Raw genomic sequence first — 13,646 nt, 5'->3', positions numbered from 1 at the left:
TCTATATTTAAATAATTACCAACCGGGATTTTGTTTAAAACCTTCATACATATTTGCGTCTGACTGAAGGAACGGGAACCAATAATGTTTGTCAGACAGCTGTCTTTCTAACAGTATTGTTTCTCTGAAATTCAATACTCTTGCATTGTGAGGATCAGCATATACTTGCTGGTTGGGCATGCCTCTGTCAAACTCAACAGCCTTCTTCAGTGTATAAGGACGTTTGGTTAATAACAACCATCTGCGTAAGTCTACAAAACGATGGCCTTCGAAAGCTAATTCCACAGCACGCTCTCTACGCAACTCTGATAAGAAGTTTTCAGTAGTATTCAGGAATTTTGAATGCACATAACCTACACCTGCTCTTTCTCTGATTTTATTTACAGCATCTACGGCCGAAAGATGATAACCAGCAGCCTTGCTTTGTGGAGTACCATAACCTACCGCAGTGGCTTCTGCATACATTAAATAAACATCGGCTAGACGCATAAAGCTTAATACAAAAACATTGTTTTCATTGTAACCTTCCCAGTCGTTCAGAAGCTTAGATGTAAACTTGGAGTTCATATAACCGGTTCGTACGGCTTTATTACTGTTTGCTGTACGATATAAACCACCGGTAAACAGACTTGCATATTGTCTATACTCATCATTACCTACTAAACCACCATTACTTACACATTTCTCCCCATCCACCATGATATCGTGATAGAATCTAGGATCTCTTCCCTTCCATGGATACTCAGGGTCATAACCTGACTCAGGATCTGGAGACTCAGGATCCACAATTGGCAAGCCATTCGCCATACCGTAATAGTCGACATAGTTTGCGGTGGGATATACTTTAATACCTGAACCATTAATAGTCATGGGTCTGAAATCGTTCACCTGATTCCAACGCCAGCGACCTCCACTTTCAGCCAAGTTCTCAACAAATATGGCCTCTTTTAATCCGGGTAATCTTCCGCTTTGATTAAAGGTGTAGAATAATTGTGTGTATTGAGAGAAGTTGGCCAACTCATAACGATTGGTGCTCTCTGTGAGCTGCAGCGCTTGAGCAAATGCATCAGCAGCCTTTTTACAATACTCTATATTATACGATTCAGAACCGGTAGACTCTTTGTTCATTAATGGACTTCCAGCCCACAAATAGTTTTTACCTAAGTAAGCCAGTGCCATGATTTTATTAGGACGGAAATTATTGTTACCTAATGTCTGTCTTCCTCTATCAGTTTGATCCCAGTCTACAGGCAACAAATCCGCTGCTGTACGGAAGTCTGCAGCAGCTTTTTCCGCTGTTTCATGATAATTAAGGCGGGGCAATGTCAAAGGTTTATCAGTAGGAAGTGCTTCATCCACGTAAGGCAATCCTCCCCAATATTGCATAATCATGAAATGGAACCAACCTCTGAAGAAATATAACTGACCCGCAATAAGATTTTTTTCTTCTTGAGTAGCATCAGTTAGTTTATCCAGATTAGCAATACCCACATTTGCTTTCCTGATGGCATACCAGGATAAACCCCACATTTTGTTTTTCTCAAATCTGTTGTTAGAAACCGGATCGCCACCTGTTTTAAAATAACTGTAATAACGGGTTTGCCATCCCCAATAATCACCTTGGTCAACCGCTTCAGCAAAAAGACGAGTTTCACCAAGTTCCCATAGCTCTTCCTCACCAAAGTTCCAGTTGTTATGATAGTCAGCGGAACTTACTAAGGGAATACAGTTATACAATTCTTCTACAAAACCTTGAAAGTTCACAAAGTTTTTGAATGGTTCAGTTTCATCAATGTCACTCTGGGGTGCTTTATCAAGATATTTTGTACATGCATTAAAGCTCACTGTAATTACGAAAGCACAAACCACCAGATATAATGTCGATAAATATTGTTTCATATATCAGTTCGTTTATAGGGTTATATCTATACCAAAATTGAAGCGTCGCAGAGTCGGGTAAGCACCAAAGCTGGAGCTACCACTGAAGTTGGATTCACGATCATCCGGCATCTTAGTCCAAAGAAACAGATTGCTACCGTTCAAATAAATTTTACATTTCTGTACGCCCAATCTGTTAATTGCCTTACCACTAATAGTATATCCTATCTCTGCATTCTTAAGCCTTAAATAAGAACCATCATACAGATATCTTGTTCCTACTGCTTCGCCACCTAAGATGGTAGACCAGCGAGGATAAGGAATATCACCTCCTCTTTGCACTGTCCAGTAAGTACCTTCTACATAGGCTACGTTAGAAGTAGAGTGGAATGTGGGGAATGCTACTTCACGTGTAACATTGTTCACACCATAAAACTGAAGGAACAGATTCCAGCCTTTCCAGTCTATACCCAATGAAGGGCTATAGGTATTTTGTGGATTTGATGGATACATATATGGCGCTCTGTCGTAATCATCAATAACACCATCGCCATTAAAGTCGATAATATTGAAATCACCTGGTAGTTTATTATTGTTGTTTGAAGTACGAGGAGTACTTGCATATACATCATCCCAAGATGTGAGGAATCCATAATCAAGAAATGCTCTTGTTTGTCCGATAGGATATCCTTCGGTTTTTTGATAAGCAGGTAATAATTGTGGTGAATCTCTAAATATTACTTTGTTCTTTGCGTGTGTAAAGTTGGCATTCACCCATGCTCTTAGTCCGTTAGCAAAGGAATGCGTTAATCTGATTTCAAACTCGTAACCGTTAGCTTTTACACGACCCAGATTAGCGCTGGGAGCAGTCACACCGAAATAAGAAGGAATAGCACGAGAATTTCCGCCGATGATAATATCCCTTCTGTCATCAGAGAAGTAGTCAAAACTACCTGATATCTTACCACGCAAGAAGCTATAATCCACACCTATATTGCGTTTTTCCACTGTTTCCCATGAGATGAAAGGATTACCAAGTGTACTGATGCGATAAAAAGTGTAGGGAGTGTTTGATGGTACCGGACCCATTACAGCATTACCACCGTAAGTCCACTGATCGGCATACAACCATCTTCCGCTTACATTATCATCCCCTATCAAACCCCACGAACCTCTTATTTTAAATGTATTCAGAAATTCTACATTCTCCATGAATTTTTCGTTGGTCAACATCCATCCCAGAGAGAGCGAAGGGAAGAATGCAAAGCGATAATCCGGACCGAATTTTTCAGAACCGTTATACGCGCCGTTTGCTTCGAAGAAGTATCTGCTGGCATAGTTATAAGTAACTCTAAACACCCAGTCTTCTCTGTAGTGGAAAAACTCACTACCGGTCGCATATTTTTCTCTTTGTACCAATCCCATAGCACCTACATCGTGCACTCCGAACTTTCTGGCATAGTTAATTCTTGCAGAGTAGTTGATACGTCTGTAGGTAGCGCCCATATTCATTCTTCCGGATTCGCTAGACCATTTCACACCATCCGTAAAGTCAAGCTGTGTACCACTATTGATCTGCTGCTCATACATTATAGTTCCGGTTTCGGGATCTACCCATTTGCGCTGCGCATTATTATATAAGTCATTAATACCCCTTCCTACTTCCTGGAATATGTTATCCATGGACAGGTTACCTCTAATACTGAGACCTTTGGTGATCATGGATAAATCTTGCGTCAAAATAAAGTCTGTAGTAAGTTGTGTTCGAGTTCTTTTCTCCACTCCCGACATAGCAAGGAGGTATACCGAGTTAGGAACATCGGCATTTCTTGGAGCATACCAACCCCAAGTACCGTCGGAATATATCGGCCACATGGCATCTGGTGAGGTACGATAGGCTGATGCCCAGAAAGTAGCATCGCCGTCGGATGCGTTCCAAGGCACTTTTCTTACACCATTCGAACCAAATAGTTTGGTTGAAAATTTGGTAGTCTTGGTAAGATTAAAGTCTAAGTTACTACGCGCGTTCAAACGTGTATAACCGTATCCAGCATTATAACCTCTACCGTTCTGAAATGTTTTGAACAAGTCTCCTTCGTATACAAAGTCTACTCCTGCAAAGTATGTTACAAAGTTGGTACCACCGGAAACGTTTGCGCTAGTATTATTAGACCAAGCAACATCCTTGAACAAGGCATCCACCCAGTCAACATTGGGATATCTGTCTCTTTCTTCGGGAGTTGCGGGATTACGATATTTATCTAATATAGCGTAAGGCTTATAAGCTGTCCATCCTCCGGGTACCAGCCTCAGTTCACGCTCAATTACCTGATTTTTCAGAGATAAGGCGTCATAAGAATCATATTTCTCCGGTAGTTTTGAAGCCATTTTGGCTGTCATGTTGGAGCGAATCTCAATATTCGCCTTTCCTTTTGCACCTTGCTTGGTAGTAATAAGTATTACACCATTTGCACCTTTTACCCCAAATACAGCTGTGGCGGACGCATCCTTTAATACCGACACAGTTTGCACCGATGCGATGTCGATAGAGCTAATAGATCTTTCCACACCATCTACAAGTATCAAGGGAGCACTGTTATTCCAAGAAGTCTGTGCACGAATCAGAATCTGAGGATCTTCTGCACCAGGCATACCGGTAGAAGATATAGTAACAACACCAGGCAGGTTACCTGTAAGGGCCATACCCAAGTTGGTCACCCCACCTGCTCGCTGTAAAACCTCTCCGGTGGTTTGTGTAATAGCACCTACTACACTTTCTTTCTTTTGTTCACCATAACCCACTACCACTACATTTTCCATAGCCTGCGGGTTAATTCTCAAACGAACCACCAGATTGGAAAACTCTTCCTTCTTAACATTTAGGAGCAGTGGCTCATAACCTACGTTGGTAATCATCAGCTTCGGATTGTCGCTTTTAACTTGTATTCTAAAAGTTCCATCCTGCAGGCTAATGGTGTAAGCGTTAGTTCCATCCTCAGTAATACTGGCTCCAGAAATAGGCTCATTGTTTTCGGACAAAACCCTACCAGTAATAATCATAGAGTCCTGAGCAAAAACTGTAATGCCCCAAAACATAAACAGCATTATCAGCGTCATCATTTTTTTATAAAATGATGCATGGGTTCCGAATAATGAACCACTTCTATTACAGATAGCGTGACTTCTTTCCATATCGATTGATGTATAACATTTTATTATGTTGACATGTACCCTTCAGGCAAAGCATAGTACCTTGAGGCATATAACTTATATTGAGCAAAATGATGGAAGATCCTAGTTATGGTATCGAATTTTCAGCAGTCTTTTCATCTCAAACAATCATTTTTTAGATTCAATGGCACACGCTTCATTCAGACAAGCTTAGCAAACAATCTCTCCCAACAAAACTCAATCGAAACGCAACTATTGGTTTTAAGTTTTGAACAAACTAATCGTTTAAGAAGATATTCCCTTCTTCTTAACGCTAAGTTAATATTTCGTTTTTGAATATTGCAACAGATTTCTGAATTTTTTTTTAATTTATTTTAGAATAATATATTATTATATGATTTTTAATATTTTATATCAGAATTTTGGATTAAACCGATTGCTAATTTTTTTTCAAAAAAACCCTTTTTATTTGTCAATTTTACAATTTTTCGACTTCAAAAACATAAAATTCACCCTTACGAGTAGGTATGTCGTAGAGGTAATAATCCCCCCTTTTTTCTGGTATGGTCAACTGGGCTTTATCGCTAATTATAGGCTTAGGCACTTCGGGGGTTTTATAAAAAGGATTCAGATTGGGACCTTTAGCAGTAGCCAGCTTTTTACCATTAGCCAGTCTTATTGCATTGGGAAGCTTCAAGCGTAATTGCCCTCCCAAATGTGATTTAACCTTCAAGCGTATAACCCGCCCATCCTGCCATTCCATTTCAACAATTTCAAAGCCTCCTCTGGCACGTAATCCGCTTACAGAGCCCTTAGCTTTCCACACATCCGGAAGTGCCGGCAATACATGCACACATCCATCATCGCTTTGCAGCAACATCTCTGCGATACCCGAGGTACAGCCAAAATTGCCATCGATCTGAAAAGGCGGATGTGCATCAAAAAGATTATTATAGGTACCTCCACCTCCTCGATTTGCTCCCACTGGTGATAATTGGTTTTGAATGAGTTTATAAGCATGATTACCATCGAGCATTTTAGCCCACCAGTTTACTTTCCATCCCATACTCCAGCCCGTAGAGATATCACCTCTGTGTATAAGCGTGGTGCGTGCTGCGCTGAATAATTCCGGAGTCCTGGTTGCAGATATCTGATTAGACGGAAATAGTCCATACAAATGCGAGATATGCCGATGCTTATCGTTAGGATCATCCACATCATCCAGCCACTCCTGCAGTTGACCGTGCTTGCCGATATGCATAGGAGCCAACCGAGATCTTAGATCGCGCAGACTATCCGCAAACAGTTTGTCTACTTGCAAAATGCTAGCAGCATCAATAACTGATGAAAATACATCGAATATTATCTGATTGGTCATCGTAACTCCTGCATGAATGGAAGAACCCTGATGTGCTGCCGGAGCGTTTTCGGGAGACTGATCCGGACAAATCACTAACCATTTGTATTGAGGATGCGCTATCAACATATCTACATAAAACAGCGCTGCCCCTTTTAATATAGGATATACAGATTTAAGAAATTTCTTATCACCACCGTAGAGATAATGCTCCCACAGGTGCTGGCTTAACCAACCGCCCCCATTTACCCAAGCCCCCCAGAATGCGCCATCTACAGCTCCGGTAGCACGCCACAAATCTGTATTATGATGTGCCATCCAACCTCTTGCGCCATACATATCACGGGCAGTTTGCTGTCCGGTTTCTGAAAGCTCTTTTACCATTTGCAACAGCGGTTCGTGTAATTCTGAAAGATTCGTACGCTCAGCCGGCCAGTAATTCATTTCAGCATTAATATTAATAGTATACTTGCTATCCCATGATGGGTATAGACGATGATTCCAGATACCTTGCAGATTGGCCGGCTGTCCGCCGGGCTGTGAACTGCTTATCAATAAATACCTTCCAAACTGAAAGTACAACGCGGCAAACTGCGGATCGTACGTATGGGCAAACTGTTCCAATCGCACATCCGTAGGAAGCTTAACAGCATCCGTAAACCCTAAGTCAAGTTTTACACGATGAAAGTAACGTTGATAGGCTTCAATATGCTCCTTCAACAATTGTTCATAGGAGCGGTTTTTTACTTGATCGAGATAGTATTGTGCTTTACTGTGCTTATCGTCCGACAAGTCTTTATAGTTTTTATAATTTGTAGCAATGGAAATATAAAATGTAACGGCATTAGCTCCGGTAAGGTTAATGGTGCTATCAGTAGCTGAATAGCGACCACCATCAGCCTTCATTTGAATGATCCCTTTGTATTTTAGCTTTCCTTCAATTTGTTCGTGTCCGATTACCGTACCGGCAAAAGTTATCTGTTGAGCATCTGCTTTTACTGTAGCCCCTGGAATAGGAGTATTATAAGCAGCTTGCAGCGATAATTGAGCCGGCTTGTCTGCTGTAATACGCACTACCACTATCTTTCGAGGCAGGGAAGCAAATACTTCGCGTTTATAGTTAACACCATTAATGTTGTAAGTAATGGTGGCTACGGCTTTATCAATATCTAGTTCGCGGTAATAATTCTTATACCCCTCATGTCCTGGAAATTGCAGCCGAAGCTCACCCGCCGGTAGAAAAATTTGCCCATGAGAAGTTTTACTGATAATAGCCCTATTAGCCAGCTGTTCAGCATCCTTGTATCTACCCTCAAATACCAGTTTCCGAATATTATCTAATTCAGTAAGCGCTTGCGGATTATCGTTGCGATAAGGACTTCCGCTCCACAAAGTATGCTCATTGAGTTGAACGATCTCTTCTTCCACATTGCCGTATACCATGGCGCCCAGCTTTCCGTTGCCTATAGGCAATGCATTTTCCCATATTTTGCCAGAAGGCTGATCATACCATAACTTTAAATAATGATCGGACTGGGCCGTACTATAAAAACATCGGCATACAATTAATAATAAAAAGAAGTATCTCATATTCATTTTTGATTAAAAAAATGTAACCTGTTTAATTCCAAGCACATTTAAACATTCAACACAAACTTCTGTATAAATTTTAAAATATCAATCATTTGAAAAAAATAAACCTAATATTATTCGTATTTTCGAGCCAAGTTTTGCAATCAAATACAACATTTTTTGCAATCGGTTACATTTTTTTTCTTAACATTGCTAAACCATAATTATTTTCAACATAAAATCAAATAAGATGAACATTCTTCTGGGCGAGAAAGAATACTTTCCGGGGGTGAAAAAAATTCAATATGAAGGCCCTGAAAGCGATAATCCGCTTGCATTTCGCTGGTATGATGAAAACAAAGTTGTAGCAGGAAAGACATTAAAAGAACATTTCAAGTTTGCTTGCGCATATTGGCATTCTTTTGTCAACGATGGAAATGATCCTTTTGGAACAGGAACTCATTTTTATGTTTGGAACCAAAAATCAGACCCCATAGAGCGCGCAAAAGACAAGATGGATGCGGCTTTTGAGTTCATCACTAAAATGAACATACCTTATTACTGTTTTCATGATGTGGATGTTGTGGACCACACGAGCGACGTTAGAGAAAACGATAGAAGATTGCAGACAATGGTAGCGTACGCTAAAGAAAAACAGAAAGCTAGTGGGGTAAAGCTTCTTTGGGGAACAGCCAATGTGTTCTCTAATCCACGTTATATGAACGGAGCTTCCACCAATCCGGAGTTCAGCGTACTAGCACACGCTGCTGCACAAGTAAAAAACGCCATTGATGCAACAATTGAACTTGGTGGTGATGCTTATGTGTTTTGGGGTGGCCGCGAAGGTTATATGACTTTGCTAAACACTAACATGAAGCGTGAAAAAGAGCATCTGGCGCGCTTTTTACATACCGCTAAAGAATATGGACGCCGCAATGGTTTTAAAGGCGTGTTTCTTATCGAGCCTAAACCCATGGAGCCTACTAAACATCAATACGATTATGATACCGAAACCGTAGTGGGCTTTTTAAGACAATGGGGTTTGTTAGACGACTTTAAGGTAAATATTGAGGTAAACCATGCTACATTAGCCGGGCATACTTTCCAGCATGAATTACAAGTAGCTGCAGATAATGGTGTATTAGGTTCTCTGGATGCAAACCGAGGCGACTATCAGAACGGCTGGGATACCGATCAGTTCCCCAACAATATTTACGAACTTACAGAAGCAATGCTGATTTTCCTCGAAGCAGGTGGCCTGCAAGGTGGGGGTATTAATTTCGATGCAAAAATTAGACGTAATTCTACCGACCCATTGGATATATTCTACGCTCATATCGGAGGAATGGATACTTTCGCCCGCGCTTTGATTACAGCAGATAAAATCATCAATAATACAGATTACCTTAAACTGCGTAAAGAACGTTATGCTTCTTTCGACAGCGGAAAAGGCAAGGAATTTGAAGAAGGTAAACTGACACTGGAAGATCTGCGTCAGTACGCTATAGAAGTAGGAGAACCCCCATTAGTTAGTGGAAGACAAGAATATCTGGAAAATTTAATCAACAGATATATCTAATCTGCCGACATAACTAAAGGATTGTAACGTCTGTGCCCATCCGGTGTACAGACGTTACTTTATAATACAACAAACGTGATAACACCTATAACAATTGGGGCTATTCCCACAATCGTGATATTTCAAACCCATAACTTAAAACTATGTTGCTACTAGGCATAGATGTGGGCACCTCTTCCATAAAAGTTTCGGTAGTAGATGCCGCAACACAACAAACGCTTGCATCAGCACAATATCCTGAAACCGAGCGTGAGATTATCTCTCTACAACAGGGCTGGGCCGAGCAATCGCCCGAACGCTGGTGGAATGATGTCAAATGCGCCATTCAAAAGCTCCACCAACAAGGTAAATACAATAAAAGCGATATTGGAGCCATTGGTATCTCGTATCAGATGCATGGCCTCGTTTTATTGGATAAAGAAAATAAAGTACTGCGCAATAGCATTATATGGTGCGACAGCCGAGCGGTACCTTACGGAGAAAAGGCATTAGAAGAATTGGGTAAAGAAAAATGTTTATCAGAACTGTTGAACTCTCCGGGTAATTTTACCGCAGCTAAACTAGCCTGGGTAAAAGAACATGAACCTTCATTGTTTGAGAAGATTGATAAAATCATGCTACCTGGCGACTTTATCGCTCAAAGACTTACAGGACAAAGCACTACTACTCCCTCGGCTTTATCCGAAGGCATTTTTTGGAATTTCAAAACACATGCCCTTTCGGAAGCGGTAATGCAATATTTCGGATTTGATAACCACATCATCCCTGAAATAAAAAATGTATTTGCAGAACACGGGCAGTTGTGCCCATCCGTAGCAGATGAATTATCCTTAGAACCAGGCATTCCCGTGTCTTACAAAGCCGGTGACCAGCCTAACAATGCGTTATCCTTGAACGTACTCGAACCGGGCGAAGTAGCCGCAACGGCAGGAACATCGGGCGTGATTTACGGCATCAGCGACCAGCTTACGTACGATTTGGAAAGTCGCATCAATAGCTTTGCTCACGTAAATTATACAGATACGCTTAACCGCATCGGCGTATTGCTTTGTATAAACGGAACAGGCATACTTAACCGATGGGTAAAAAATTTGGTAGGCAATCTTTCTTACCCCGATATGAATGAAATGGCGGCCTCCGTAAAACCGGGCAGCAACGGCTTATTTGTATTGCCATTTGGTAACGGGGCCGAACGCATGCTGAACAATAAAATCATCGGTACTCATTTTTATCATATCGATTTAAACAAGCATACACAGGCACACGTTATTCGTGCAGCACAGGAAGGTATTGCCTTTTCTTTCCGATACGGACTGGACATTATGCGTAGCAACGGTATGACACCTTCTGTAATACGTGCCAGCAGAGCCAACATGTTTTTAAGTCCTGTATTTACAGAAGCGTTTGTAAATGCTACCAATATTCCTGTGGAACTGTACGACTGCGATGGTAGCGTAGGTGCCGCTATTGGTGCAGGAATAGGCGTTGGATATTTCAAAAATACTGCAGAAGCCTTTAAAAATCAACAAGTGCTACAAGTAATTCAGCCTACTCAAACTGCACTTTATAATGACTTATACCAAGATTGGAAAGCCTTATTGATGCAGCGTTTGCAAACAGAGGCCGAGAAATAATTCTAAAATACAAAAACAACCATAAAAGAGGCAATCTTTCGATTGCCTCTTTTATTTGTATAATCTTGAATCAAAGGCCAATCTTATTCAAAGCTGCCGGTAAAATATTTTTCTTGATCGTAAAAGATTGCACTCCCTCCCTAACCACAATTTTTAAAACTAAATGAATTAATCTCTTCTCCGGTTTTTTCCTCCATTGCTTCAATTAAGTCACCGACACATCATCATGATAACTGTTCGAATAATATGCGCGGTAAACATGGTATGTGGATCAATGCCCCTAGTCGAACAGCCGAAAAATGCGTATTTCTCGTACTATCCAGTATATAAACGCCTTACCAAATTCTTCTACTACCACTGTTCGGCATTTGATTGGGATAAAAGCTATTTTTGATGACCTGAAATTGTAGTGCAGATCTTGAAGTAATCAAAACTGTCGTACTTATAAACGGAGGGTCAGGATAATGGCGATTGCAGGTAAGACAACTCTTTATCGGCGTAATTAAAAAGTGCTTTTATGAATTTAAGTCCTCTGGACATATTGATTATTTTAGTTTATATCATAGGAATTATTTCGCTTGGTTTCTACATTTCTCGAAAAGCCTCCAAGGATCTTCAATCGTACTTCCTAGGTAGCAATAGCATGAAGTGGTACTACCTGGGTTTGAGTAATGCCTCAGGCATGTTTGACATTTCCGGCACTATGTGGACAGTAAGTATTCTTTTTATTTACGGACTAAAGAGCGCTTGGATTCCCTAGTTGTGGCCCGTTTGGAATCAGGTGTTTGTGTTCGTTTTTTTAGCAATCTGGATGCGGCGCTCCAATACCATGACCGGAGCACAATGGATTACTTATCGATTCGGTGACGGAAAAGGCGCACGTCTTTCACATATCATTGTGGTGACCTTTGCAGTTATCAGTGTTATTGGCTTTATCGCTTATTTGTTTCAGGGTATAGGAAAGTTTTGCACTTCCATTCTTCCGTGGGACTTAACGCTTACCCTAAGCGAAATGACGATTTCATCAGAAAAAATGTATGCCCTAATTATCTGCATACTAACAACACTTTATACGATTAAAGGCGACATGTACAGCGTTGTCGCAACAGAAGTAGCTCAGTTCGTCATAATGACTATTTCGGCATTGATGGTCGCTTACATAGGATATACTTCAGTTACTTCCGACCAGATTAATGCTGTGATACCAGAGGGGTGGGCGAATCTGTGGTTTGGATGGAACTTAGAACTAGATTGGAGCGCTACTCCTTATCCGGCTGTTAACGAAAAAATAAAATCCGATGGGTTTGAGTGGTTCGGATTGCTATTCATGATGATGCTATTTAAAGGCGTATTTGCATCTCTTGCAGGACCTGTTCCAAGTTGTGACATGCAAAGGGTGTTATCGACCCAGAAACCATCCGATGCCGCCAGAATGAGTGCTTTAACCATTGCGGTAATGTATATCCCCAGATACTTAATGGTTGCTGCTTTTGGAGTTATCGGCCTGGTATATCTTGGCCCAGAGTTGAACGCTATGGGGGCGAATATTGATTTTGAAAAGGTGCTTCCCTTAGCCATTTCAAAATATATCCCAATCGGATTAAAAGGATTGTTGCTTGCCGGTTTGCTAGCAGCATTTATGGGAACTTTTTCCGCATTTGTCAATGCTGCTCCGGCTTATGTAGTTAACGATATTTATAAGAAATATATCAATCCTAAAGCTTCAAACGAGAAATACATTCGTATCAGTATTTGGGCGTCCATAATTCTGGTAGCTATGGGTATTATTTTCGGATTAAATGGGGGCTCTCTCAATAAAATCACGCTATGGATTACTTCGGCCTTATATGGAGGTTATGCCGCTGCTAATGTATTAAAATGGATTTGGTGGCGGTTCTCAGGCTATGGATACTTTTACGGAATGTTGTTTGGTTTGATCGGATCTACTATCAAACTATTCGTCTTTCCTGATATCGTCGATATCTATTTCTTTCCAATCATCTTAGTTTTTTCGACAATCGGTTGTATTATCGGTACTTATATTAAGCCATTGGAAAATAGAGAGGCAGTTAAAGAGTTTTACAAAACCACACGTCCTTGGGGATTATGGAGCCCCATACGTCGAGAAGTAATGACGGAAGATCCAAATTTCAAAATGAATCGTGATTTTAGTCGCGATACATTCAACGTACTCGTAGGGATCGTGTGACAAATGGCTCAGGTAGTCATTCCCATCTATTTTATGATCAGAAAAAATATGGAAGCACTGATTTGGTCTCTGATATTGATTGTTTCTACTTGGATTTTGAAGAGATTTTGGTGGGATCGACTTAAAGAAGCTGATGAAGATTGGAGTGCAATATCAAGCACATCGCAACTAACAAAAGTTAAAAAAGAAATCGTGTAAGTCACAAACCCACAGAATTAATATATTATTGTCATAACCGTCACGGTC

Annotated in this window: 8 protein-coding genes; 5 read left to right on the top strand and 3 right to left on the bottom strand. The window is 40.7% G+C overall.

Annotated elements, in window-relative coordinates; genetic code table 11:
* Positions 1-15: 15 nt before the first annotated feature.
* The 3 genes from PIECOFPK_RS03485 to PIECOFPK_RS03475 form a co-directional block, all read right to left on the bottom strand.
* The gene (locus PIECOFPK_RS03485) at positions 16-1,899 is read right to left on the bottom strand and encodes a RagB/SusD family nutrient uptake outer membrane protein (RefSeq protein WP_409966520.1); all 1,884 of its coding nucleotides are present in this window, start codon (positions 1,897-1,899) and stop codon (positions 16-18) included.
* A 12-nt stretch (positions 1,900-1,911) separates the two neighbouring features.
* A complete protein-coding gene (locus tag PIECOFPK_RS03480; protein WP_409966519.1) occupies positions 1,912-5,070 on the bottom strand; it encodes a SusC/RagA family TonB-linked outer membrane protein in 3,159 nt (1,052 codons plus the stop codon).
* A gap of 457 nt (positions 5,071-5,527) precedes the next feature.
* On the bottom strand, positions 5,528-7,996 hold the full coding sequence (locus tag PIECOFPK_RS03475; RefSeq protein ID WP_409966518.1) for a glycosyl hydrolase family 95 catalytic domain-containing protein: 2,469 nt from the start codon (positions 7,994-7,996) through the stop codon (positions 5,528-5,530).
* 232 nt (positions 7,997-8,228) lie between these two features.
* Here PIECOFPK_RS03475 and xylA point away from each other — a divergent pair, with 232 nt between their 5' ends.
* The 5 genes from xylA to PIECOFPK_RS03450 all read left to right on the top strand — a co-directional run bounded on the left by xylA (position 8,229) and on the right by PIECOFPK_RS03450 (position 13,598).
* Positions 8,229-9,557: a xylose isomerase gene (gene xylA, locus PIECOFPK_RS03470; RefSeq protein WP_409966517.1), complete on the top strand. Its 1,329-nt coding sequence runs from the start codon at positions 8,229-8,231 to the stop codon at positions 9,555-9,557.
* Positions 9,558-9,700: 143 nt separating this feature from the next.
* Positions 9,701-11,191, top strand: coding sequence for a xylulokinase (locus tag PIECOFPK_RS03465; protein WP_409966516.1), 1,491 nt, complete (start codon positions 9,701-9,703; stop codon positions 11,189-11,191).
* A gap of 517 nt (positions 11,192-11,708) precedes the next feature.
* Positions 11,709-11,951, top strand: a complete 243-nt coding sequence (locus tag PIECOFPK_RS03460) for a hypothetical protein (protein WP_330975630.1) — start codon at positions 11,709-11,711, stop codon at positions 11,949-11,951.
* Between the two features lie 21 nt (positions 11,952-11,972).
* Entirely contained in the window at positions 11,973-13,400 is a 1,428-nt protein-coding gene (locus PIECOFPK_RS03455; protein WP_409966808.1) for a sodium:solute symporter family transporter, read from the top strand.
* A gap of 48 nt (positions 13,401-13,448) precedes the next feature.
* Positions 13,449-13,598: a hypothetical protein gene (locus PIECOFPK_RS03450; RefSeq protein WP_409966515.1), complete on the top strand. Its 150-nt coding sequence runs from the start codon at positions 13,449-13,451 to the stop codon at positions 13,596-13,598.
* Positions 13,599-13,646 lie beyond the last annotated feature (48 nt).

Source organism: Chitinophagaceae bacterium C216 (assembly GCA_028485475.2).
Taxonomy (GTDB): Bacteria; Bacteroidota; Bacteroidia; order Chitinophagales; family Chitinophagaceae; genus Niabella; species Niabella composti.
Note: the sequence above shows the minus strand (reverse complement) of the source record. Positions and strands in the feature narration are given on the sequence as shown.

Excerpts from the sequence above, each read along its gene's own strand:
- PIECOFPK_RS03485 (WP_409966520.1), bottom strand. The coding sequence starts at position 1,899 with ATGAAACAATATTTATCGACATTATATCTGGTGGTTTGTGCTTTCGTA.
- PIECOFPK_RS03480 (WP_409966519.1), bottom strand. The coding sequence starts at position 5,070 with ATGGAAAGAAGTCACGCTATCTGTAATAGAAGTGGTTCATTATTCGGA.
- PIECOFPK_RS03475 (WP_409966518.1), bottom strand. The coding sequence starts at position 7,996 with ATGAGATACTTCTTTTTATTATTAATTGTATGCCGATGTTTTTATAGT.
- xylA (WP_409966517.1), top strand. The coding sequence starts at position 8,229 with ATGAACATTCTTCTGGGCGAGAAAGAATACTTTCCGGGGGTGAAAAAA.
- PIECOFPK_RS03465 (WP_409966516.1), top strand. The coding sequence starts at position 9,701 with ATGTTGCTACTAGGCATAGATGTGGGCACCTCTTCCATAAAAGTTTCG.
- PIECOFPK_RS03460 (WP_330975630.1), top strand. The coding sequence starts at position 11,709 with ATGAATTTAAGTCCTCTGGACATATTGATTATTTTAGTTTATATCATA.
- PIECOFPK_RS03450 (WP_409966515.1), top strand. The coding sequence starts at position 13,449 with ATGGAAGCACTGATTTGGTCTCTGATATTGATTGTTTCTACTTGGATT.